The organism is Halomonas sp. 72, from assembly GCF_052379785.1.
Taxonomy (GTDB): domain Bacteria; phylum Pseudomonadota; class Gammaproteobacteria; order Pseudomonadales; family Halomonadaceae; genus Vreelandella; species Vreelandella citrativorans.
This window is the reverse complement of sequence record NZ_JBQSYY010000024.1, coordinates 17,973-41,425: the sequence shown is the minus strand read 5'-3', so window position 1 is coordinate 41,425 and position 23,453 is coordinate 17,973. Positions and strand designations below refer to the sequence as shown.

At 57.1% G+C, this 23,453-nt stretch carries 16 protein-coding genes; 10 read left to right on the top strand and 6 right to left on the bottom strand.

Annotated features, from left to right (window positions below; translation table 11 throughout):
* Window positions 1-339 precede the first annotated feature (339 nt).
* The gene (locus tag ACT3T6_RS16250) at window positions 340-1,896 is read right to left on the bottom strand and encodes a BCCT family transporter (RefSeq protein WP_287076724.1); all 1,557 of its coding nucleotides are present in this window, start codon (window positions 1,894-1,896) and stop codon (window positions 340-342) included.
* Between the two features lie 260 nt (window positions 1,897-2,156).
* Window positions 2,157-2,891 carry a DUF481 domain-containing protein gene (locus ACT3T6_RS16245; protein ID WP_193054195.1) on the bottom strand — a complete coding sequence of 245 codons (735 nt, stop codon included), beginning with the start codon at window positions 2,889-2,891 and terminating at the stop codon, window positions 2,157-2,159.
* 134 nt (window positions 2,892-3,025) lie between these two features.
* On the opposite strand from ACT3T6_RS16245, the gene ACT3T6_RS16240 reads away from it, so the two are divergent.
* From ACT3T6_RS16240 to ACT3T6_RS16220, 5 genes are all read left to right on the top strand, one after another.
* Window positions 3,026-4,717, top strand: coding sequence for an ATP-binding protein (locus ACT3T6_RS16240; RefSeq protein ID WP_193054193.1), 1,692 nt, complete (start codon window positions 3,026-3,028; stop codon window positions 4,715-4,717).
* A 26-nt stretch (window positions 4,718-4,743) separates the two neighbouring features.
* A complete protein-coding gene (locus ACT3T6_RS16235; RefSeq protein ID WP_087110667.1) occupies window positions 4,744-5,475 on the top strand; it encodes a response regulator in 732 nt (243 codons plus the stop codon).
* 173 nt (window positions 5,476-5,648) lie between these two features.
* A complete protein-coding gene (locus ACT3T6_RS16230) occupies window positions 5,649-6,647 on the top strand; it encodes a Bug family tripartite tricarboxylate transporter substrate binding protein (protein WP_087110669.1) in 999 nt (332 codons plus the stop codon).
* 100 nt (window positions 6,648-6,747) lie between these two features.
* Window positions 6,748-7,230, top strand: coding sequence for a tripartite tricarboxylate transporter TctB family protein (locus tag ACT3T6_RS16225; protein WP_087110671.1), 483 nt, complete (start codon window positions 6,748-6,750; stop codon window positions 7,228-7,230).
* Between the two features lie 84 nt (window positions 7,231-7,314).
* Complete coding sequence (locus tag ACT3T6_RS16220; RefSeq protein ID WP_087110673.1) at window positions 7,315-8,808, top strand: tripartite tricarboxylate transporter permease; 1,494 nt, start codon at window positions 7,315-7,317, stop codon at window positions 8,806-8,808.
* 65 nt (window positions 8,809-8,873) lie between these two features.
* On the opposite strand, the gene ACT3T6_RS16215 is transcribed toward ACT3T6_RS16220, so the two are convergent.
* The 3 genes from ACT3T6_RS16215 to atzF all read right to left on the bottom strand — a co-directional run bounded on the left by ACT3T6_RS16215 (window position 8,874) and on the right by atzF (window position 15,125).
* Window positions 8,874-9,569, bottom strand: a complete 696-nt coding sequence (locus ACT3T6_RS16215) for a GntR family transcriptional regulator (RefSeq protein WP_087110675.1) — start codon at window positions 9,567-9,569, stop codon at window positions 8,874-8,876.
* A 67-nt stretch (window positions 9,570-9,636) separates the two neighbouring features.
* Window positions 9,637-13,269, bottom strand: a complete 3,633-nt coding sequence (gene uca / locus ACT3T6_RS16210) for an urea carboxylase (protein ID WP_087110677.1) — start codon at window positions 13,267-13,269, stop codon at window positions 9,637-9,639.
* A 14-nt stretch (window positions 13,270-13,283) separates the two neighbouring features.
* Window positions 13,284-15,125 carry an allophanate hydrolase gene (gene atzF, locus ACT3T6_RS16205; protein ID WP_087110679.1) on the bottom strand — a complete coding sequence of 614 codons (1,842 nt, stop codon included), beginning with the start codon at window positions 15,123-15,125 and terminating at the stop codon, window positions 13,284-13,286.
* A 371-nt stretch (window positions 15,126-15,496) separates the two neighbouring features.
* Between atzF and urtA the strand changes: the two genes are divergently transcribed.
* The 5 genes from urtA to urtE all read left to right on the top strand — a co-directional run bounded on the left by urtA (window position 15,497) and on the right by urtE (window position 21,203).
* The gene (gene urtA, locus ACT3T6_RS16200; RefSeq protein WP_140398999.1) at window positions 15,497-16,816 is read left to right on the top strand and encodes an urea ABC transporter substrate-binding protein; all 1,320 of its coding nucleotides are present in this window, start codon (window positions 15,497-15,499) and stop codon (window positions 16,814-16,816) included.
* A gap of 84 nt (window positions 16,817-16,900) precedes the next feature.
* A complete protein-coding gene (urtB, locus tag ACT3T6_RS16195; RefSeq protein ID WP_087110683.1) occupies window positions 16,901-18,511 on the top strand; it encodes an urea ABC transporter permease subunit UrtB in 1,611 nt (536 codons plus the stop codon).
* Between the two features lie 3 nt (window positions 18,512-18,514).
* Window positions 18,515-19,663 (top strand): urea ABC transporter permease subunit UrtC, encoded by a 1,149-nt coding sequence (urtC, locus tag ACT3T6_RS16190; protein ID WP_087110685.1) that lies wholly within the window; start codon window positions 18,515-18,517, stop codon window positions 19,661-19,663.
* A complete protein-coding gene (gene urtD / locus ACT3T6_RS16185) occupies window positions 19,660-20,496 on the top strand; it encodes an urea ABC transporter ATP-binding protein UrtD (protein WP_087110687.1) in 837 nt (278 codons plus the stop codon). Before urtC ends, urtD begins: the two co-directional genes overlap by 4 nt.
* Window positions 20,496-21,203: an urea ABC transporter ATP-binding subunit UrtE gene (gene urtE / locus ACT3T6_RS16180; RefSeq protein ID WP_087110689.1), complete on the top strand. Its 708-nt coding sequence runs from the start codon at window positions 20,496-20,498 to the stop codon at window positions 21,201-21,203. The genes urtD and urtE overlap by 1 nt, the downstream gene beginning before the upstream one ends.
* A gap of 107 nt (window positions 21,204-21,310) precedes the next feature.
* Here the strand turns inward: urtE and ACT3T6_RS16175 are convergent, their stop codons facing one another.
* Window positions 21,311-23,413 carry a TonB-dependent receptor gene (locus ACT3T6_RS16175; protein ID WP_287076716.1) on the bottom strand — a complete coding sequence of 701 codons (2,103 nt, stop codon included), beginning with the start codon at window positions 23,411-23,413 and terminating at the stop codon, window positions 21,311-21,313.
* Window positions 23,414-23,453: the final 40 nt, after the last annotated feature.

The window sequence follows — 23,453 nt, the reverse complement described above, 5'->3', positions numbered from 1 at the left end:
TCGAATCTTCGATTAATGAGTGAAGAGCGACTAAACGAAAACGTGGGCGAAAATAGACTGGCTATTGTTCACATACCTGGGGCAGCAGACAAAAGAAATTAAGTTGCGTACGCATTCCTTTTTTTCATAGTAAGAGTGAAAATGGCTTGCCAGCTAATTAGAAAAATGTCAGGTAGGTGAAATTAGATTATATAAGCCACATACATATTAGGGAAAGGTGTGAGCTGATCGTGGTAAACGTTAAGATTACTTGGCATTCTTCGTATTCAGTGAGGGAATGCATGGCCCTTATATAAGACCATGCATATTTTTGTCGGATAAGCAGGGTTTGCTATGAAACTAGCCGTCAATAATCCCCTGCTCACGCGCCATGGCAAACGCTGCCTTGGGGCCATCCCAGAGTGAGGGCAGCAGAATCAGCGATACCGGCACGGCGGTAATCACGATGAACTGCTGCAGCGCGGCGATCTGTCCTTCACGCATGGCCAGCAGCACCGCAGCCATGATTGTCATGATCACGCCCCAGAAGGCGCGTAGAAAGGGGCTGGGCTCGTCGTGGCCAGCACCGACCATGGCAATGGAGTAACTCATGGAGTCGCCGGTGGTGGCCACGAAGATGGTCGTCAGCAGCAGGATCGCCAGCGCCATCCAGGTGCCGCCGGGCAATGCCTGGGCCAAGGCGAGCGTGGCGATGTCAAACTGAAAGTTCGTCAGCGCATCGGTCAGATCGATCACGCCGGTCAGCTGGTAGTAAATGCCCGAGCCGCCCAGCAGCGTGAACCAGACCGTGGTGGCGATGGGGGCGATGACCGCCACGGCCAGGATCATCTCGCGAATGGTGCGCCCGCGGGAGATACGCGCCACGAAGATCGCCATCAAGGGCGCAAAGGCGATGAACCAGGCGTAGAAGAACACGATCCACCACTGCATCCAATCCGCCGGTGCGGTTTCCGCGGTGGTGGTGACCATCTTGAAGAAGTCGTCCAGATATGTGCCCATGCCGGCAAAGTAGCTGTTGAACAGAAACAGTGTCGGCCCGAACAAAAAGATGACCGCGCCGATGCCCAGCGCCAGCATGACATTGAAGCGGCTCAAGAGCTGCATGCCCTTGTGCACACCGCTGACCGCGGAAAGCACGTACACCATGCCCAGGGTCGCCAGAACTAAAAGTCGGGTAACGAAGGTGTTGGGTAGCCCGAACAGCACCTCGAGGCCATGGCTGACCTGGGTGGCCAGAAAACCGACTGGCCCGACGGTACCCGCCACCACCGCCAGTACGCAGCAGGTATCCACCACGCCACCCAGCGGACCACGCATCACGCGCTCGCCGAATAACGGGTATAGCAGGGTGCGCGGTTGCAGCGGCTGGCCTTTCACGTAGTGGGCGTGGGCCAGCACAATCGCGGTGAGCGACCCCAGTATCGCCCAGCCGACGAAGCCCCAGTGGGTGAACGACTGCGCGAGCGCTCCGGGCACCGCGGCGGCCACGCCCGGGTCGGTGTCGAAGGTAGGCGGCACGTTCACGAAGTGATAGATCGGCTCACCGGCGGCGAAAAAGACGCCCCCACCGCCCAGTAGCGTACACAGGATAATCGAAAGCCACTTGAAGGTACTCAGCTCCGGTTTATCCAGGTTGCCGATCTTGGCGTTGCCGGCCGGGGTCAGCACAAGTCCGATGGCGATAAAGAACGTCAACAGCATCAGAAACTGGAAGTAGGTGCCGAAGGTCAGCGCGCTCCAGGCAAAACCCTGGCTGATCGAGTCGGCGACAAGGTCCAGGTCGTAAAAGGAAAGTGCTAGAAAAAGCACGATAAATCCGATGCTTAGCGTGAGTACGATGGGATCGCCAAGCGATGGGTGCTTATGGCTTTCAGCACCGGAGGTTGGTTGGTTCATCAATAAGAACACCTTGGGTGGAACATGAGGAAACAGCGCAAATGCGGAAAGCGCAGCAAAAAAAAAGCGCCATTCATTGAATGGCGCGAGGACAGGAAACTGGCGCTAGTATATCGTGCTACTAGACCAAAGTCGAACGCGATTAGGCGGGAGGCTTAAGATGGGGGCTGGAAAACAGGCCAATGCACCCTATTGAAGCACTGCAAAAATAGCGACGGTGCTTCTATTGGCGGGCCATGCACAACCTATCGTCGCTTTTGCTACCAGTGGTACAGCAACGAGGCGCTGGTGGTGTTATCGGTACGTTCGCTGGCATCATCCGGCGGTTGAGAGTTGTGCTTAACCTCATGCGACAAGCGTAACGACATGCGAGAGTTGAGCCGTGCGGTGAGTGCGGTTAGCGACCTGCCTGTGGTGTTTTTATCGGTATATTCCACCGACATTTCCTGATCAATATCGGCGTAGTCCGAAAACCCCCAGTGATAGACCAGGGCGGTATAGGCAACCGCGAGCTGTTCATTCTCAGCTTCCCGCAGGCGGTCATTACGGTAACCAGGACCGGCCTCAAGCGAGAGTGAATGGCGCGAGCCTTCTAACAGCTGACGCCCATACCCGCCGATCATGGAAAGCTGCTGGTCGTAGCCCGCAAAGCGATCTTTCTCCCAGCGGGCAAATCCAAATACATAGTGCGGGCCTTTAAAATCGTAGCGTTCGCGGGCAGCGAGCAAATATTGTTCGGCGCTGGTTTCGCCATCCTTACTCACGTTCCGCACCTCGCCGCGTAGCGAATGAATAAAATTGCCGGTTAGCCAGGTCAGGCGAGTTTTGCCAATTAGCGTCTGGCTATTGGTGTTGCCAGAAAGGTGCGTAAAGCCAAGTTCAGCGTCGCCGCTAAAAATCGGCGCGTCGTCGGTAGGCGGCGGAGGTGCATAAAAAGGGTTAGCAACCGCGGGACTGACAAGCACAACGCTTAAAAAAGCAGTACTGGCAAACAGGTAACTGCTCGACGAAATAACGCGTTTAAATATGCTGAACACCCAGCGCCTCCCTTAATGACATAAAAGATGGCGATTAACGCCCCCTTACCGCGCATGTCATAATGACGCTGTCGCGCACTTTGAGTTCCACCATGACTAATTCTCGCCCCCGTACCTTAGCTGAATTACAGCGCTGGCGCCGTACGCGTACTAAACGGCGTTGGTATAAGCGCAGTTTTCGTTTGCAAGTGATGTTGCTGGTGGGGTTACTGCTGACCGGCATGCTACTGGCTCAGGGGGCATATCTCAATCATCGTAAGGCCGATATCATCAGCCATCAAATGGGCGAGCGGGCGTTGGCGGTGGCGAAAACAGTGGCCGGTATGCCCCAAATCGTTAGCGCCTTTGCCACGCCCGACCCGGCGATGATTATTCAGCCACTAGCAGAACGGGTGCGTATAGAAACCGGAGCGCGCTATGTAGTCGTGGGTAATGCGCAGTCGATCCGCTATTCACACCCCGTGCCTGAGCGCCTTGGCGAGGCGATGGTGGGCGGCGATAACGACCAGGCGCTGATTTATGGGCAGTCCTACGTGTCCGAGGCGACCGGCACGTTAGGCACCGCCATGCGCGGAAAAACACCCGTTTGGGATGACGAGGGCAATATTATCGGGCTCGTTTCCGTCGGCTTTATGATGGATCGGGTCGAGATGGATGTTGCCCGTTACACAAGCTTTGGTTGGGCACTGGTCGGGCTGATGATTGTGCTGGGGTTTGCCGGGGCATACTGGCTTTCCCAGCACCTTAAAAAGGTCATTCTGGGTCTGGAACCTTATGAAATCGCCCGCTTGGCGATGGAAAAAGAAGCGATTCTGCAGTCCATTCACGAGGGTATTCTGGCGGTTAATCGGGATGGCCACATCACGCTGGTCAACCAGCAGGCCAAACGCTTTCTTAACCTGCCCGATGAGCACGTCATACTGGGGCTGCCGATTCAGGACGTGGTGCCTAATACCCGTTTACTGGAAGTGCTGAAGCACGGTGAGCAGGAGTTTGACCAGCAGATGTGGCTGGGCGATCACCCGGCCATCGTCAATCGGGTGCCCATTCTGCATGAGGGTGAAATCGAAGGGGCAGTGGCCACGTTTCGTAGCCGCCGCGAAATTGTCGACCTTTCCCAAGCGCTTACCCAGGCAAGCCGCGATGTGGATATGCTGCGCGCCCAGGCGCATGAGTTCTCCAATAAGCTCTATACCATTTCAGGGCTTCTCCAGCTTGAGCGCATCGATGAAGCGCTGGCGCTGATTCATCAGGAAACCGAGCGGACTCAGGCGCAAATGAGTTTTTTGATGCGCCATGTTGCCGACACAGTGCTCAGCGGCACGTTGCTGGGTAAGCTTACCAGGGCGCGCGAGCTGGGCGTAACGCTTGAGATCGACGAGCAGAGCTCGCTCTCCTGCCCACTAACGCCCACTGGACAAGAAGTCATGATGAGCGTGGTCGGTAATCTACTGGATAATGCCTGCCATGCCGCGCTTAATGGCCCCAATAGCAGTATGCCCAGCGTGCGGCTGTTTTTCACCGACCTGGGGGAGCAATTGCTGCTCGAAGTAGAGGATAATGGCCCAGGCGTGCTCCCTGAACATGCTGAATCGATATTCGAGGAAGGCTTTTCTACCAAAACGGGCAAGCACAGCGGTATCGGCCTGGCGCTGGTGGCAAGGTTGTGTCGCCAGCATGGCGGAGCCATCACGCTTGAGGAGAGCGAACTGGGCGGAGCCTGCTTTATTGCGGTGCTGGACCGCTCGCTATGCGCTGAACCTGATACGCACGACTCACCATAATAATGACGACCGTAAGAGGAGTGAGCATGCCTGCAGCTCAATACGGCATTCTGATTGTCGAAGATGATTTTCGCATTGCCGATATTCATAAAGCGTTTGTTGAACAGGACGAAGGCTTTTATATCGCAGGCGTTGCCCGTAACGGTAGCGAAGCCAAGGCGTTAATGGCGGAACAGGCTGCCGCTATCCACCTGGTATTGCTGGACGCCTATCTGCCTGATGTGGAAGGGCTGGAGCTTCTATGGGCGATCAGGCGTGACTATACCCATGTGGATATTGTGATGGTCACCGCTGCCCGTGAGGTAGAAACCATCAGCGAGGCGCTGCGTGGGGGCGTATTTGATTATCTGATCAAACCGATTGAAGCTGCCCGCATGGGGCAGATGCTGGCGCGTTTTCGTCGTGAGCGCGAGGCGCTTTCAGGGCGTAATGAGATGAACCAGGACGAGCTGGATCACGTGTTTAAAAGACTGCAGCCAGGCGAGGCGCCGCGCCCGACGTCCAGCGCGCTGCCCAAAGGCATCGACCGGCTAACGCTGCGCCGAGTGGGGGAGGCCATGGCCGCCGAGGCGGCGCCGCTAACCGCCATGCAGGTTGCCCGCATTATGGGTGCTAGCCGCTCAACCGCTCGACGTTACCTGGAGTTTTTGGTGGCTGAACAAAGAGTCAGTGCTGAACTTGGCTACGGCGATGTGGGGCGGCCAGAGCGGCGCTATCAACTGCTTGAGGCAGCCCATAGCTGGCTCAAGTCGCTTTAGGTTAGCTGGTTGGCGTGCTCTGTGAACAAAATGAACAAAATGCCCACAAAGAACATTTTGTTTTTTATGTTCACAAGCTTGTCGTAAAGGCCCGGCGCTTCTAACGTTCGCGGCGTAACCACGACATAATAACAGTGGACCACACAACAACATTTATATGTGGAGAACGCCAAATGACCGTACTTTCCTTGAAGCGCTTAGCCGTGATCGCTCTACCGATGGCTGCCCTGGCAGGCATGACGACCTCTGTTCAGGCACAAGAGTGGACACCGAGCAAATCGGTTGAGTTCGTGGCACCCGCCAATCCGGGTGGCGGCTGGGATACGCTGGTACGCACTGTATCGCGCGTTATTCAGCAAGAAGGGCTTGCTGACGAGAACTATGCTGCTATCAACGTACCAGGCGGCGGCGGTGCCGTGGCTTGGGCGCAAATCGCTCGTGATAGCGGCAATCCGCACAAGCTGTTTGCCACCAGCCCGCCGATCATTCTGGTGCCTCTGGCCGGTGCCTCACGCTATGACCACACTGATTTCACGCCGGTTGCTCGCCTGATTACTGACTACTCCATTGTACTGGTGTCGGCAGACTCTGAGTACGAGACGATCAACGACCTGTTTGATGCACTCAAGGAAAATCCTGGCTTAAGTGTAGGCGGCGGCAGTGCGCCTGGCTCCATGGACCATATCTCTATTGCGGGTCTGGCATCCGCAGCGGGCCTTGAGGCTTCAAGTGTCAACTACATTCCGTTCTCCGGCGGCGGCGATGCCATGACCAACCTGATGGGCGGTCATATTGAAGCGGTGATTACCGGTGCCGGTGAGTCGGTGGGGCAGCTGGGTGAAGGCAGCCAGATCCGTGCGCTAGGTGTCTCTTCACCGGAGCGCCTGGGTGGCGGTCTGGCCGAAGTGCCGACTTATCAAGAGCAGGGTGTGGATTACACTTTCGATATTTGGCGCGGCATAATGGGCACCCCGGATATGCCGGAAGAAGCAGTGACCTACTATCAGGACCTGTTTGCCGAAATGCTCGAAACTGATGGTTGGCAGGAAGCTCGCGACCAGTTGGGCTGGATCGATGCCTACCAGAACAGTGAAGAGTCCGGTGTCTTCCTTGATGAGCAGCAAGCGCAGTTCAGCGGCGTGTTAAGCGAATTGGGCCTACTGCGTCAATAAATAACCTATAGTGCTATAGCGTGTTATCCCGGTGGCCTCGTTGTGCCGCCGGGAATGCCTGTTCGTGACGATTAGGTACGTGCTCCTCGGAGAAACTCCAATGACGAAATTAAATACCAATCAGTGGTTAGCGCTGGTGTTGGCATTAGTGGCGGCTGCGTATATCGCCATGGCATGGCAAATCCCTACCTTTCCCTTGCCGCGGCCGGTCGACTCTGACCTGTTCCCTAAAGTGCTCGGCTTTTCGCTGCTGATTCTCTCCGTGTTTCTGTTTTTCGAGAAACCCTCACCGCTTGCCGGTGCCGATGAGATTGATCACGACGCGCAACAAGGCCCGCTGCTGATGACGCCATGGGGACGCGTGATTGTTACGTCACTGGCCATTGCCGCGTATGCGCTACTGCTGGTGCCATTGGGGTTTGTACTGGCCTCAACGCTTTTGTGCACGGGGTTAACGGCTTACTACGGCTATCGTCGTCATGTGGTCAATCTGGTGACATCGCTAGGGGTGGTGCTGGCGCTGTATCTGACGATGACACAGGTGATGGACGTTTACTTGCCGACCGGTGTTATCCCTTTCTAACGCCGACTTGCTAATGCCTCCTGCGCCGTTTCTGGGCTGGTTTTTAAGCTGGTTTTTAAGCTAGTTTTTAAGAGAGTAGATCCCATGGATGCCTTAAATAATTTGATGTACGGCTTCGGCATCGCGCTTGAGCCTATCAATATCGCTTACGTATTTGCCGGTGTGTTTGCCGGTACGATTATCGGCATGCTGCCCGGCCTTGGGCCGATCAGCGCGCTGGCTTTAATGATTCCTATCACCTTTGCCATGGAGCCTTCATCCGGCTTGATCCTAATGGCAGGGGTGTACTATGGCGCCATTTTCGGTGGTTCCACCTCCTCTATCCTGCTCAATGCCCCGGGCGTTGCAGGTACGGTCGCCACGTCTTTTGATGGCTACCCAATGGCCAAAAAAGGCATGGCGGGTAAAGCGCTGGCCATTGCCGCCTACTCCTCGTTTGTGGGGGGGACCATCTCGGTTATCTTCTTGATGCTGGTCGCGCCCTTGCTCTCCAAGGTAGCGGTCAGCTTTGGCCCTGCTGAGTACTTTGCATTAATGGTGCTGGGCTTAACCGCCGTGGTCTCATTGTCGGATAAGTCGCTGATCAAAGGCCTCATCGCCGCTGTGGTCGGGGTGATCATCTCGATTGTGGGCATCGACCTGCAAACCGGTACCGAGCGCTTTACCTTTGGCTCTATTCAACTGCTGGATGGCATCGACTTCCTGGTCGTGGCATTGGGTATCTTTGCGTTAGCCGAAGTGTTCTACATGCTGCTGCGCGGCGGTGGCGGTAAAGAAGCCCCGCGTAATGCCATTGGTTCGTTAAAACTCACTCGAAGTGAAGTAAAAGAGATTGCAGGCCCTGTCAGCCGTAGCTCTGTACTTGGGTTCTTTACTGGCGTACTGCCGGGCGCGGGGGCGACGATTGGCTCGTTTCTGGGCTACAGCATGGAAAAGCGTCTTGCCAAAGACGGTGACACCTTCGGTAAGGGTAATATTAAAGGCGTTGCGGCGCCGGAAGCAGCCAACAACGCGGCGTGTACCGGCTCGTTTGTACCGCTTTTAACCTTGGGTGTACCGGGCTCGGGCACCACGGCGGTACTGCTGGGTGCGCTACTGGTGATGGGCGTTACACCAGGCCCGATGATGCTTGAGCAACGCCCGGATGTGTTCTGGGGTGTGGTAGCCAGTATGTATATCGGCAACATCTTCCTGCTGGTCTTGAACCTGCCGCTGATCCCGCTGATTGCCAAAATCCTCGACCTGCCCAAGCCGCTGCTGCTCTCACTGATTCTGATTTTCTGCATGATCGGCGTGTATGGCATGAGCTTTAGCGTGTTTGATCTGTTGCTGCTGTTGGGCTTTGGCCTGTTGGGCTTGGGCATGCGTCTGTTTGGCTTCCCGGCGGCGCCGCTGATCCTGGCGTTGATTCTGGGCAATATCATGGAAGAATCCATGCGCCGTGCGCTGCAGATCTCTGGCGGTGACTGGATGACGTTTATTGATAAGCCAATCTCGCTCTCTCTGCTGCTGATTGCCCTGCTGTCGCTGGGTCTGCCGCTGCTGAAGAAGCGTCGCAAGCGCGCTATTGCCGAGTAGACGGTATCGTCTCAACATTGGACGCGTGGCTGATAAGCGCCCTGGGTTAACCTAGGGCGCTTTTTTTAAGCGCTAGCGCTGCGTTGGCGCTGCTCTTCGGCAGCTTCACGAAGGCGCTCCATGGTGATTTCCTGAACGGCGCCATGGCTGCTTCGGATATGCGACCCCAGGCGTTGGGCGGCGAGCTGAGCATCGTTTTCGTCAAGAGCCGTCAGAATGGCGGCGTGTTCGCGATAGGTGGCATCAACCCGGTCATCGCGGGTGAAGTCCAAGCGTCGAATGACGCGCAGGCGCTCGGTAATTTCACGATGAATACGGCTCATCTCCTGATTGCCAGCGGCCACCACTAAATCGCCATGGAAACTTTCATCCAGTGCACGAACCGTACTGCCCACCGCCCGATCAGCGTGGCTGGCGGGATTCCAGATATCGCGTAAAGTTCGCAGCACCAGCGGCTTTTCAGGCAGGGCACAAAGCTTGTGAACGGCCGCCTGTTCCAGAGTAATGCGTAGGTCGTAGAGTTCAGCGATCTTCTGGAAGTCCAGCGGCTTCACCTGCCAGCCGCTGCGAAAGAGCACATCGACATACCCCTCTCGCTGGAGCTGAAAAAGCGCTTGGCGCACCGGGGTTCGGCTTGCCTCCAGCCGGTCACCGATATCGCCTTCGCTAAATTTATCGCCGGGAAGAAGGCGAAACTCGAAAATATCGTCTTTCAACGCATCGTAGACACGGTCAGCGATGGATGATTTACGCAACGCCATGGCAATAGGCCTTATTGAGAGAGGCCGCCGCATGATGCGGCGGCACGCCAGCAGCAATGTGAATGCCTTAAACTTCAATACTCAGCAGCGGCTCCCCTGGCGTTACCGCTCGGCCCGTGGTGACGTGCATAGCGCTTATTGTGCCAGAGTGTGTCGCCATGACTTCAAATTCCATCTTCATGGCTTCAACAATCACTAACGGATCGCCTTTGATGACGTTATCGCCGGGTTGCACAAGGCACTTCCAGATATTGCCCGCAATCTCGGCACTGATCAGCTCGCCATAGCCAGCCAGGTCATCCGCCTCTGCGGGGGGCGGTGCTTTGGCCAAACGGTCCAGAGCCTTCTCTTCGCTTTCACGCCATAGCGCCACCTCTTTCGCGTAGGCATCCTGTTGAAGGGCGCGAAATTCGGCGATGGCCTGCTGGTTGACATCTAAAAATGCCTGGTGTGATTTCAGGTCAAACGTATCTTCCTCGATCTCGATAGCTAGCTTACCCGCCCTAAACTGATCGCGCAGGTTATCCAGTTCATCCTCGCTGACCGGGTAGTAGCACACTTGATCGAAAAAGCGCAGTAGCCAGGGAGCGCCTTCTGAAAACTGTTTGTTTTTTAGATGCTTGTTCCAGATGGGCAGAGTGCGCCCCACCAGCTGATAGCCACCGGGCGAGTCCATGCCGTAAATACACATATAAATGCCGCCGATGCCGACGGTGCCTTCGGCAGTATAGGTGCGCGCCGGGTTGTATTTGGAGGTCAGCAGCCGATGTCGAGGGTCCAAGGGCACGGCGCAGGGCGCTCCCAAATACACATCGCCTAGCCCCAACACTAAATAACGCGCCGAATAGAGCACATCCTTGACCTCGTCACGGTTGGCGAGGCCATTGATGCGCTGCATGAAATCGACGTTGTTAGGCAGCCAAGGGGCGGTGTCGCGCACCGATTGACGATACTTTTCCACCGCTTCCAGCGTCGCGCTATCTTCAAACGCCATGGGAAGATGAATCACCCGGCTGCGCACCTTCAGCTCGTCGGTCGGTGGCAGGGTGGCTTCCAGGTCGAGCAGGTAGGTCATCAATGCCTGCTGGGTCAGCGTCAGCGGGTCGTAGCGCAGTTGAAGCGAACGCACGCCGGGGGAAAGCTCAAGCAGACCACGCGGCTGGATATCGGCAATCGCCTCCATCAGTGCGTGGAGGCGCATACGCGCGCCTAAATCCAGCACATTAGGACCGTATTCCAGCAAAATGTACTGATCGCCTGCCTGACGGTAGGTAACTTCCGGGCGCTCCTGCATCGCCTCAAGGTGGGCCAACACAGTGGCGGAGAGGCCGTTGAACGGCGCCAGGTCGGCGCTGTTTAGGGTCACGGCAGGTGGCGCGGACAGGTACTTGACGGCCAGCTCCTGGCGTTCTGCGAGCTTGACGGCGGTGGCGTTGTCGATGGCGACAAAGCGGATAGTATCGCCGGGTTTGACCTGACCCACTTTCCACAGCTCGGCCTTGGCGATGGTAACCGGGCAGACAAACCCACCCAAGCTGGGGCCATCTCGGGTCAGAATAACTGGCATATCACCCGTGAAGTTAATCGAGCCGATCGCATATTCGCAGTCATGAATATTTGAAGGGTGTAGCCCCGCTTCACCGCCATCTGCCCGGCTGAATTCAGGTTTAGGGCCATTCAGGCGAATGCCCAACCGGTTGGAGTTGTAATGGACTTCCCAGTCCTGTTGAAAGAAGTGCTCGATGGAGTCTTCGGTAAAGAAGTCGGGCGCGCCGTGCGGGCCGTAGAGCACGCCTATTTCCCAGTGGCTCGGGTAATTCGGGATGAGCGCCGGGTCAACGGGGGCAGGGTCGTGGGTGGGCGCTGGCGTGGTGCAGGCAGGTAACCCCGGCTGGCTGATGCCGAGCAGATCGCCTGGGCGCAGCGGTCGCCCGCCGTGACCGCCAAACTGGCCAAGGGCAAAGGTAGCGCGGCTGCCAAGATACACTGGTACATCAAATCCACCACGCACAGCAAGGTAAGTGCGACACCCTCGGTTGGCTTTGCCCACCACGAGCGTTTGGCCGGCGGTGACGTGGATAGGCGTCCAGAAATCCACCGGAGTATCGTCGAGTGTGGCGTCGGTGACGGCGCCGGTCAGCGCCACGACGGTCGCCTGATGAAACGTAAGGCTTGGACCTATCAGCGTGGCTTCCAGCCCGGCAGCCTCTGGGTGGTTGCCGACAATCCGGTTGGCGATGCGAAAGGCGAAGTCATCCATCGGGCCGCTGGGCGGCACGCCGATGTTCCAGTAGCCGACCCGTCCCGGGAAGTCTTGCACCGTGGTGTAAGTACCTGGATAGACTACCTCGGCAACGCAGGGTTGAAAGTGAAAGCTTTCCAAAGCGCGGGTCGAGACCTTGCCTTCGGCAAAACTCGCTTGGGCGACCACCTGACGCAAGTAGTCAAGGTTGGTGGCAATACCCATCAGGCGGGTTTCATCCAGTGCTTTACGCAGCTTGGCCAGAGCATCCGCGCGGTCGTTACCATGCACGATCAGCTTGGCGATCATGGGGTCGTAGTGAGCGGATACCTGGCTGCCATTTTCGACCCAGGTGTCGATACGCACGCCATCACCGGGCCAGTGTACGTCGGTTAATTCACCGGGCGAGGGCTGAAAATCCTTTAACGGGTTTTCGGCATAGATGCGCACTTCCATGGCCGCACCGCTCAAGCTGAGCGTAAAATTAGCCAGGTCCAGGTGGTCGCCCGCGGCGATCTTGAGCATCCATTCGATCAGGTCAAGGCCGGTCACGGCTTCGGTGATTGGGTGCTCTACCTGCAGTCGGGTGTTGACCTCCAGAAAGTAGAACTCATCACGCTCGGCGTCGTAGATGTACTCAACGGTACCCGCTGAACGGTAGTTGACCGATTCACCCAGCGCCACGGCCGCATCCAGCATCCTTTGACGGGTGGCCGTGGGCAGGCTGGGGGCCGGCGTCTCTTCCACGACTTTCTGATTGCGGCGTTGCAGTGAGCAGTCACGCTCACCTAATGCCACTACGTTGCCGTGGCCATCGCCGATAATCTGGACTTCCACGTGGCGGGCACGGGCGATAAAGCGCTCAAGAAAGACGCCGCTGTCGTTAAAGAAATTTTTGCCCTGGCGTTGAACGGTTTCAAAGGCGTCTTGCAGCTCTTTGGCACTATTGCAGCGGGTCAGTCCGATTCCGCCGCCGCCTGCGGTGCTTTTGAGCATGACCGGGTAACCCAGGCGTTCAGCGGTGGTCAGTGCCTCTTCCACGCTGTCGAGCAGCCCACTGCCTGGGGCTAGCGGCACGCCTGCTGCTTCGGCCAGCTCACGGGCACGGTGCTTTAACCCGAACTCGCGCATCTGTGTGGGCGTGGGGCCGATAAAGACGATGCCCTCACGCTCACAGGTTTCGGCGAAGTCGGCATTTTCAGACAGAAAGCCGTAGCCGGGGATAATGGCCTGCGCACCGGTCTTTCGGGCGGCATCCAGAATCTGGCGTTTATCCAGGTAAGTTTCGCTGGCGCCATTGCCTGTAAGGGTCACGGCTTCGCTGGCGCTTTCCACATGCAGGCTGTGGCGGTCTTCATGGGAATAGACAGCAACGCTGCCGACACTGAGCGCCTTTAAGGTGCGGTTGGTACGTACGGCGATTTCACCGCGATTGGCAACTAATACTTTATTGAACATGGGTCGTAGCCTCGTTATGCGTGGGAGGTTTGCGCCTTGATGTAGGCACGCCAGCCACCAAACTCGGTGACATCCTGAGCATCTGTGATTCCATGCCCTTCGCAGATAAAGCCGTTGATCCAGCGGCCGTCGGCAAGCTCGACACTGCCGATACCCAGCGGCGCGGGGATCAGGTCGACAAACGAGCCAAATTCCGACGCGGCCATTTCCCATACTTCAACAATGATGGCGGCACCGTTTTCGTGAACGCGCTGCAGGCCGGGCTTGGGCGGTACGGTGTTGGGCAGGGCAAACAAGCGGTAATTGGCGGACGTTGTCGTGGACGCCACGCGCCAGGCATGGCGCTCGGTCAGTTGGGTATTCAGCGGCATGCCGGAAAGATGAGCGCCTACCACAGCGACCTGAACGGTGGGGACGGCAAGGGTGGTATGAACGGTTTCCGGCGGGCGTGCCTGGTCAGTGGCACCCAGCGGCGTCGGGTGGGCATTTAGCCAGCGGCTGGCCAGGGTCTGCAGTTCCCGATCCTTCCAGGCGCCGCTCACCAGGGTAACGCCAAAAGGCAGTCCATCGTCGCGGAACCCGGCGGGTACCGCCAATGCGCAAAAATCGGCCAGGTTAACGAAGTTGGTATAGGTGCCGAGCTGGCTATTGAGCGTTAACGGGTCAGCATTAACCGCTTCGATAGTGGGCGCGGTAGGGGCGGTGGGGACTAACAGGCCATCGATATCATCCAAAAGATTATCGATCACCCTAACCAGCTCTTCCTTGCGGTATTGCGCCTTGAACGTATCGGTGGCGCTGTATTTACCCGCGTTACTAATAATGCCGCGCACCACGTCATTCATGTTCTGGGCATGTTCGGCCATGAAGGTTTCCACGGCGGCGTGGCGCTCTGCTACCCACGGCCCTTCATAAAGCAGGGCGGCCAGTTCAAGCATGGGGGCAAAATCAAGTTCGACGAGCGTTACCCCTTCAAGCTTTTGCCATTTTTCCACGGCCGTTTGCCATGCCTTTTCAGCCACCACGTCGCCGAAGAACTGGGGCGACTGGGGAATGGCAAGCCTGGCTAGCGGGCCAGGACGGCGTATGGCCGGGGCATCCAGGGGGAGGGCGCTTGGCGCCTTGCGTGAGAAAGCGTCGGCAGGCTCGAAGCCGGCCATTAGCTCGGCGATCTGCCCGGCATCATTGACAGTCAACGAGAAGATGGAGACGCAGTCCAGCGAGCGGCACGCCGGTACTACACCATCAATGCTGAACAGGCCTTTGGTGGGTTTAAGCCCGACCAGGTTATTTAAGCCAGCGGGCACGCGACCGGAGCCTGCCGTGTCGGTACCCAGTGAGAATGGCACTAGCCCGCGTGCCACCACGGACGCCGACCCAGAACTCGAGCCGCCGCTCACCACTTCAGGATTGAAGCTATTGGCCACGGCACCAAACGGCGAGCGGGTACCCACCAGGCCGGTGGCAAACTGATCCAGATTGGTCTTGCCGATGAGTACTGCGCCCGCGGCGCGCAGCTTGTCAATCAGAGCAGCGTCACGGGTGGGTTGATAGGCGTAGGCCGGGCAGCCCGCCGTGGTGGCAAACCCGGTGGCATCAATGTTGTCTTTCGCCGCAAACGGAATGCCGTAAAGCGGCAACTTGTCTATCTTGCCGTCTGCCTCGTCCAGACGTGTTTGAAGTGCTGCCAGGGCATGAGCCAGCCCCTCCTGGTCGAGAAGTGAAATCCAGGTATTGTCGGCACTATCAAGTTTGGCCAGTTGCGTGATCAATTCACCGAGTAAGGCTCCCGGGGTTGCGCCCTCGTTATATGCCTGCCGCCATTGTTCGAGTGTCCAGCCGCGTGTGGTCATCATGTTTGGCCCTTGGTTATCCATGGTCTTGTATACAAGTCATTTTGCAAACCACAGGCCAAGAAAATGCTAAATGTTTTAAAAACAGAAGCTTGGCGATAAAAGGATAAAAATGGACAGTTTTTATGCACTTTTATCGTGCGAATCAGACCGCTTTAGCACCAATGAAGTGCTTTAAGACCCTGAATCAAAGATGGAAAACTCCTGTAAAACAACTTGTATACTTTTTATATGGTTGAATTTTTTATGTTTTTTTAAAGTGTGGAACGCATCGTGCAATGTGCAGGACGAGTTACAGGCGCTTTCAGGCAATTGAGTACACCTGATTAATGACAAATATCTAGCTGCCCGCTTGCAGCTTGGGGATGCGAAACATGAACTTGAAAAAACAGGCACTGCTGGGTCTTTCTGCACTGGCCCTTTCGGTATCGTTTCATGCGTCAGCCAATGATGACCCTATCAAAGTGGGTATCCTTCACTCCCTTTCTGGCACCATGGCTATCAGTGAGTCGACGTTAAAAGACACTGTTGAAATGCTGATCCAGCAGCAGAACGAAGCCGGTGGTCTGCTGGGTCGTCAGCTGGAAGCCGTGGTAGTGGACCCGGCCTCCAACTGGCCGCTGTTTGCCGAACGCGCCCGCGAGCTGCTGGCCCAGTATGAGGTAGACGTGGTGTTCGGCAACTGGACATCGGTATCACGTAAAGCGGTGCTGCCGGTGTTTGAAGAACTCAATGGTCTGTTGTTCTACCCGGTGCAGTACGAGGGAGAAGAGTCGTCTGCAAACGTCTTCTATACCGGTGCCGCGCCCAACCAACAGGCGATTCCCGCTGTCGAGTATTTGATTAACGAAGTCGGCATTGAGCGCTTTGCTCTGGTGGGTACCGACTATGTCTATCCGCGCACCACCAACCGCATTCTCGAAGCGTTTCTGAAAGATGAGCACGGCGTGGCAGGCGACGACATCATGGTCAACTACACGCCCTTCGGCCACTCCGACTGGCAGAACATCGTCTCCGAGATTCGTCGCTTCGGTGAAGAGGGCAAGTCTACCGCGGTGATCTCGACCATCAACGGCGACGCCAACGTGCCGTTCTACCGCGAGCTTGCCAACCAGGGTATTGATGCCGCTGATATTCCAGTGATTGCGTTTTCGGTAGGTGAGCAGGAGCTTTCCGGTATCGACACTGCGCCGCTCGTTGGCCATCTGGCTGCCTGGAACTACTTCATGAGCGTGGATACCGATGACAACTACGACTTTATCGACGCCTGGATTGAGCACACCGGTAATGAAGAAGCGGTCACCAACGACCCAATGGAAGCCCATTACATCGGTTTCAACATGTGGGCCGAGGCGGTGCGTAAAGCGGGTACCACCGATGTAGGCGCGGTGAAGGATGCCATTATCGGCGTGAGTGTGCCCAATCTCTCGGGTGGCTATGCGGCGATGATGCCCAACCACCACATCACTAAGCCGGTACTGATTGGCGAAGTGCAGGACAATGGCCAGTTCGATATCGTCTGGCAAACGCCCTCAACCGTTGCCGGCGATGCCTGGTCCGACTACTTGCCCGGCTCGCGCGACCTGATTGCCGATTGGCGCAAGCCCATGGAGTGCGGCAACTTCAACGTTGTGAACGGCTCATGCGGTGGCAGCACCGCTACTGAAGAAGCCGAAGCGGCGCTCGCCGAATAATACTGGCCACCCCTTGCCGCCCGCCTGATCGGGCGGCAAGGGAGCACGCTAACTCTCCACCTTGACCACCAAAGGAACAACCCCATGAGGCGTTTCCTTTCCTGGGGGTTTTTGTGCGCTGTGTTGTTGGGCATAACACTCAACGTACAGGCACAGACAGGCCCCGATACTTCTGATAATGACGCCGCGCTTGAGCTTCTTGAGGCGCTGGATGTCGATTCCTACCGCGATAAAGGCGAGGCGATTACCGCCATATTGCAAAGCGACGACGAGCGCGCCCGTGATTGGCTGCAGGCTCTGCTGGATGGCCGCTTGCAGCGTGCCGACGATGGTCAGTTTGTTGTCGTACTCGATAACAGTGGCCGAGAGTGGCCGGTGGCCGACGCCTTGACGAATGAACCGCTGGGTGAGATGTCACGCCGCGACCTGGACCGCGTGGGCATCAATAACGCCCTGCGAAACCAGCTGCGCAGCGCGATTGCTGTGGTGGACCTTTACTCGCCCAATCTGGATCGCCGCCGTATCTCTGCCGAACGTTTGCTGGGTGAAGTCGATGGTGAGCTGCTTGAACCCATCAATGCGCTCATTCTGGAAGAAAAGGATAGCCAGGTACGTTATCGGCTGAGCCAAGCGGTCGCCATTTACCGTGCTGAGCAGGGTGAAATGGCGGGTATCGAAGCGCTAACCGGAAGCCTTCATCCACGCGCTAGAGTTGCGCTAAGTCGTGCGGCCAATGGCGACGACACCGTAGCTGCGGATGCCGCCCGCGCCGCGCTTGCCAGCGTGGAACAGAACCTGAAAATCAACCGTGGGGTTGAAACGCTCTACTTTGGCTTGAGCCTGGGGTCAGTGCTGGTACTGGCCGCCATTGGTCTTGCGATTACCTTTGGCGTGATGGGCGTCATCAACATGGCCCACGGTGAGCTGATGATGCTGGGCGCCTACACTACCTGGATGATGCAACAGCTGTTGCCCGGCCAGCCGGGGCTGGCGTTGATTCTCTCTATTCCGGCAGGTTTTCTGGTCGCCGCATTGGTGGGGGTTGCCATTGAGCGCAGCGTGATTCAGTTTTTGAAAGGCCGCCCGCTGGAGACGCTCCTCGCCACCTTCGGTATCAGTCTGATCCTGCAGCAGCTGGTGCGTACGGTGATCTCGCCGCTCAACCGCACGGTAATTACTCCGGAGTGGATGAGCGGGTCGCTCATTATCAATGACGCGCTGTCGCTGACCATAAACCGCATGGTGGTACTGGGTTTTGCGCTGGTGGTGTTTGCCGGTTTGATGCTGATCATGCGCCGCACCCGCCTGGGCCTTGAAGTACGTGCCGTGACCCAGAACCGCGCTATGGCACGCTCCATGGGAATTCGCGCGACCCGTGTGGATATCCTGACCTTTGCACTCGGCTCTGGTGTAGCCGGCCTTGCCGGCGTGGCGCTTTCCCAGCTTACCAATGTCGGCCCGAACCTCGGCCAGAACTACATCATCGACTCGTTCATGGTGGTGGTGTTCGGCGGTGTGGGCAATCTCTGGGGGACGCTCGTGGCCGGGCTGTCATTGGGGGTGATCAATCAGGTGCTGGAACCCTGGGCGGGCGCGGTACTCGCCAAGATTATCGTGCTGGTCTTTATCATTCTGTTTATTCAAAAACGCCCGCGTGGACTCTTCCCGCAGAAGGGCCGGGCTGCGGAGGGCTAACCCATGATGTCACAACTACCTTCAAGCCAGTTTTGGCTAACCCGCCCGTTTGGTGAGCGTGCCACACAGGTCTTTTTAGGAGTACTGTTCACCGCGCTGCTGGTCGTGACGGTACTCCACGTGGCACTGCCTCAAGGCAGCCCGCTGCATGTGAACGCCTACACGGTGAACCTGTTTGGCAAGTACCTAAGCTACGCGCTGCTGGCCGTGGCGGTTGATCTGGTGTGGGGATATCTCGGCATTCTTAGCCTGGGCCACGGGGCGTTTTTTGCGATTGGCGGTTACGCCATGGGCATGTACCTGATGCGCCAGATTGGTGACCGGGGCACTTACGGCCACCCGGTGCTGCCGGACTTCATGGTGTTCCTAAACTGGGAAAGTCTGCCCTGGTACTGGCAGGGCTTTGATATGGCTTGGTTCGCCTTTGCCATGGTGCTGCTGGCGCCGGGTATGCTGGCGCTGGTGTTCGGCTTTTTGGCGTTTCGCTCGCGGGTGACGGGGGTTTATCTCTCGATCATTACCCAGGCGTTGACCTTTGCGCTGATGCTGGCATTTTTCCGCAATGAGATGGGCTTTGGCGGCAATAACGGGCTGACCGACTTCCGCGAACTTTTGGGCTTCAACCTGCGCAGCAACGATACTCGTCTGGGACTTTTTCTGGCCACCGGCGTGGCGCTGGCGCTGGGTTATATCCTCTGTCGGGCGATCGTGACCAGCAAGCTGGGGCGTGTGTGCGTGGCCACTCGCGACGCCGAGGCGCGCACGCGCTTTATCGGCTACCGGGTAGAGCGCTTTCAACTCTTCGTGTTTGTGGTGTCCGCGATGCTCGCGGGCCTGGCAGGCGCGCTTTACGTACCTCAGGTGGGCATCATCAACCCTAGCGAATTCTCGCCGCTGTTCTCGATTGAGATCGTGCTATGGGTGGCGCTGGGTGGTCGGGCCACGCTGTACGGCGCGGTGATCGGCGCAATTCTAGTCAACTATGCCAAAACTATTTTCACCGGTGTCATGCCTGATGCGTGGCTGTTTGCTTTGGGCGCAATGTTTGTACTCGTCACGGTACTGCTGCCCAAGGGCGTGGCGGGGCTGTTGCGCAAGCGCCGTCGCGCTGTTGAATCCGATAACGCAGGCACCAAGGAGGCTATTGCATGAGCTTGCTGCAGTCATTCAAAACCCGCGACCGGGTATTTGACTTTATAGCGCCAGCCGCCTCCCCGGTGGACGTACGCCACGGCCCGATTCTGTATATGGAAGACGTCACGGTGAGCTTTGATGGCTTTAAAGCGATCAACAAGCTGAATTTGACCATCGACGACGGCGAGCTGCGTTGCATTATTGGCCCCAACGGGGCGGGAAAGACCACCATGATGGATATTATCACCGGCAAGACGCGGCCCACTGAGGGCAGCGTATGGTTTGGCAGCCGTCATAACCTGCTCAATATGAACGAGCCGGAAATTGCCAGCCTCGGGATCGGGCGCAAGTTTCAAAAGCCCACGGTGTTTGAAGTACTGAGCGTGTTCGAAAACCTGGAGCTGGCCATGGCCGCCGACAAACGGATCTTTCCCACCCTGACTGCGCGTATGACCGGTGAGATCAAAGACCGCATCGACGAAGTGCTGGAGACCATTGGTTTGACTCAGTTGCGCTTTCAGCCTGCGGGCATTCTCTCTCATGGTCAGAAACAGTGGTTGGAAATCGGCATGCTGTTAATGCAGCGCCCACGGTTACTGCTGGTGGATGAGCCGGTCGCCGGTATGACCGAGCAGGAAATGGAGCGTACAGCCGAACTGCTGACCGGTTTGGCGGGTAAGCAGTCGGTGGTCGTCGTGGAACACGATATGGGCTTTGTGCGCTCAATTGCCCGCAAAGTGACCGTGCTTCACCAAGGCAGTGTGTTGGCCGAAGGCAGCATGGATCAGGTCTCAAGCGACCCCAACGTAGTCGAAGTGTACCTGGGTGCTGACGATGAGGAGGCTGCCTGATGCTGGCAATTGAAAAGCTCAACCAGTTTTATGGGGAAAGCCATACACTTTGGGATCTGGACCTGGACGTACCCGCTGGCCAGTGCACCTGCGTGATGGGCCGCAACGGAGTGGGTAAAACCACGCTGATGAAAGCCATCATGGGTGAAGTGGCGGTAAAAAGTGGCCAGTTGCGCTACCAGTCGAGCAGCGAAGCGGTTGAGTTAACCCAAAAAGCCGTGGAAGCACGTTCACGGCTGGGCATTGGCTTTGTACCGCAAGGGCGGCAGATTTTCCCGCTACTCACCGTAGAAGAGAATCTGCGTACCGGCCTTGCTGCACGCAGTGACAAGCTGAAAAAAATCCCCGAGCGTATCTATGAACTGTTTCCAGTGCTCAAGGAGATGAAGCACCGCCGCGGCGGTGACTTATCCGGCGGGCAACAGCAGCAGCTTGCCATTGGCCGAGCGCTGGTAATCGAGCCCAAACTCTTGATTCTGGATGAGCCGGGGGAGGGCATTCAGCCCAATATCGTCGCGCAAATTGGCCAGGTGATTCGCCAGCTGATTGCCGAAGACGCCCTAACGGTGCTGCTGGTCGAGCAGAAGCTGCCCTTTGCGCGCAAATACGCCGACCGCTTTGTGATAATGGACCGCGGCCGCCCGGTGGCCAAAGGTGATATCAGCGAGCTTTCCAACGAGCTGATCAAGCAGCACCTAACGGTTTAAGTTATCCACACCTACGCCCGCTCGGCGAGCGTAGGTGGGGAGGTTTTACGGAGTTAGTAGTGAAAAATATTCGGTGTTATGGCATTAGCACCGCTTGTTACAGTCGTCTAGAAGTCCAGTGAGGCCGAAAACATAAAGGTGCGGGGGGCGCCTAATGCGAGGCTTGAGAGTTGTGGCATTGCCCAGTACGTTTTATCGGTCACATTGTTAACAGTGGCACGCAGTGTGAGTGGATAGCCGGAAAGGTTAGAGGCGTAGCGTGCTCCAACGTCATAAATAGTGTGTCCGGGTACTGATAGGGAGTTGTCACTATTAATGTACTGCTCTGACATCGCGGTGGCATTAGCGGTCAGTGTCAGCCCTGGTGCTACGGATAGATCCCATTCAGTGCCTAGCTTGGCTTGCAGGTCTGGTACGCCGGTTGCCTGATTGCCTTGTTCTTCATCGCTCGCGGCGCGCGTGATTTCTGGGTTTACATAAGCGATGCCCCCCATCAGGCGCAGGTTGCTGAGAGGACTGCCGAAGAAACTCCACTCCACTCCTCGGTTCCGCTGCTCGCCCCCAACCGAGAAGATATTGGTTGCCAGGTCGGTGTAGCTGCTGGGCCGCTTTATTTCATACAGGCTAAGCGTGTGTGAAAAATCACCCAGATCAAGTTTCACGCCAACCTCGCTCTGTTTGGTCTTGTAAGGCTCGAACACCTCACCAGCGTTGGCGGCAGTCATAGGTGCCGTGGCCCCCTGGCTGAGCCCCTCGATATAGTTGGCGTAGAGCGATACCTGGTCGGTCGCTTTGAAAAGTAGTGCTGCGGCGGGTGTGACCGCGCTTTCATCATAGCGGGAGATACGTGTGCCGGTCATCACGCTGTAGGTGTCGCTCACCACTTCCTGGCGTCGGGCGCCGAGCGTCAGCTGTATGCGATCATCGGCAAACGAGAGCGTGTCTGCCAAACCGTAGCTGTTCAAGCGTAGCTCTGTATGCATGATGTGCGGTGTAATGAAATCAGCGGCGGGGCCCCATTGCGGATTGTATAGGTTGGTGATCCAGTCCGCATCGGGAACGCTTCTGCGCCCGTAATCGTGCTGCTCGTGCTCATAATGGGTGGCATTGACGCTGATGTCGTGACTGACAGCGCCGGTCTGGAAGTGACCGCGAACCCCGACTTCCGCCGATGTTTTTTCGACATCGAAGGCAAGCTGACCAACGCTTGTGCGATAGTTGCCTTGATCATCAAGCACCTGGGCTGACATGGCACCGTTGTAGGTGTAATTGGTTTCGCTTTGACCTATTGACGCGTACCCCATGATCTCGTCGGTAAAGTCGAATTCGCCACGCAATATGGCCCCCTTGTCGCGCGTGTCGGCAAAGGCCCAGTCCGGGTTGATCAGTGTATCGGGGGCGGGAGGCGTCGGAACTGCCAGGCCGGGGGCCAGGTTGATACCTCGAGCGGGTCCATCAATATGGTCGTCCGCACTGTACAAGTCGGCTGATAGTCGAGCGTGATCACCGCGCCAGTCCAACCCCAGAGAGCCCATTTGAACCTTTGGTGTCTGGTTATCCACAGCCCCCTCGCCGTCGCGGTATACGCCGTTAACGCGAACGCCAAACTGCTGGTCGTCACCCAGGCGTCGGCCGACATCAAGGTGCCCGCCAATCTGGGCGTCGGACATATACGTGGTGGTGAAACGCGTCAACGGTTCATCGCCAGCCCGTTTGGGAACCAGGTTAATGGCACCGCCAACGGAGCCACCTGGCGGCATCCCGTTGAGTAGTGCCGAAGGCCCCTTGAGCACCTCGATACGCTCGAACATTTCTGGAGACGTACGGTAGTAGGGGGCCATCCCGGCCAGACCACCGAACGTGACGTCACGTGTGCTGGCGTCAAAACCACGGATCGAATAGGTTTCGCTCCAGGCACTGGTGACGCCGTTGCTGAAGACACTCGGATCCGTCGCTGCAATTACATCGGTAATACTCTGAGCTCGTTGATCCTGGATAAAGCGATCCGTATAGCTGATGGCATTGAAAGGCGTCTCCATGAAGTCTCTTTTCCCCAGGAAGCCCGCCCGGTTGCTGTAGGTGACTTGGCCGCCGGCATACGTATCGTTAACGGATGTCGCTTCTCCGTGTACGGTGATGGGTGCTAGGGCAGTAGTACTGCGGGTCTCGGTCTCCTGGGCCTGTGCGAGAGCTTGTGAAGACAGCAGCATGACAGCACTCGCGCTCAGAGCGAGCAGAAATGCGCTCCTG

Excerpts from the sequence above, each read along its gene's own strand:
- ACT3T6_RS16250 (WP_287076724.1), bottom strand. The coding sequence starts at position 1,896 with ATGAACCAACCAACCTCCGGTGCTGAAAGCCATAAGCACCCATCGCTT.
- ACT3T6_RS16240 (WP_193054193.1), top strand. The coding sequence starts at position 3,026 with ATGACTAATTCTCGCCCCCGTACCTTAGCTGAATTACAGCGCTGGCGC.
- ACT3T6_RS16235 (WP_087110667.1), top strand. The coding sequence starts at position 4,744 with ATGCCTGCAGCTCAATACGGCATTCTGATTGTCGAAGATGATTTTCGC.
- ACT3T6_RS16230 (WP_087110669.1), top strand. The coding sequence starts at position 5,649 with ATGACCGTACTTTCCTTGAAGCGCTTAGCCGTGATCGCTCTACCGATG.
- ACT3T6_RS16225 (WP_087110671.1), top strand. The coding sequence starts at position 6,748 with ATGACGAAATTAAATACCAATCAGTGGTTAGCGCTGGTGTTGGCATTA.
- ACT3T6_RS16220 (WP_087110673.1), top strand. The coding sequence starts at position 7,315 with ATGGATGCCTTAAATAATTTGATGTACGGCTTCGGCATCGCGCTTGAG.
- ACT3T6_RS16215 (WP_087110675.1), bottom strand. The coding sequence starts at position 9,569 with ATGGCGTTGCGTAAATCATCCATCGCTGACCGTGTCTACGATGCGTTG.
- uca (WP_087110677.1), bottom strand. The coding sequence starts at position 13,269 with ATGTTCAATAAAGTATTAGTTGCCAATCGCGGTGAAATCGCCGTACGT.
- atzF (WP_087110679.1), bottom strand. The coding sequence starts at position 15,125 with ATGATGACCACACGCGGCTGGACACTCGAACAATGGCGGCAGGCATAT.
- urtA (WP_140398999.1), top strand. The coding sequence starts at position 15,497 with ATGAACTTGAAAAAACAGGCACTGCTGGGTCTTTCTGCACTGGCCCTT.
- urtB (WP_087110683.1), top strand. The coding sequence starts at position 16,901 with ATGAGGCGTTTCCTTTCCTGGGGGTTTTTGTGCGCTGTGTTGTTGGGC.
- urtC (WP_087110685.1), top strand. The coding sequence starts at position 18,515 with ATGATGTCACAACTACCTTCAAGCCAGTTTTGGCTAACCCGCCCGTTT.
- urtD (WP_087110687.1), top strand. The coding sequence starts at position 19,660 with ATGAGCTTGCTGCAGTCATTCAAAACCCGCGACCGGGTATTTGACTTT.
- urtE (WP_087110689.1), top strand. The coding sequence starts at position 20,496 with ATGCTGGCAATTGAAAAGCTCAACCAGTTTTATGGGGAAAGCCATACA.
- ACT3T6_RS16175 (WP_287076716.1), bottom strand. The coding sequence starts at position 23,413 with ATGCTGCTGTCTTCACAAGCTCTCGCACAGGCCCAGGAGACCGAGACC.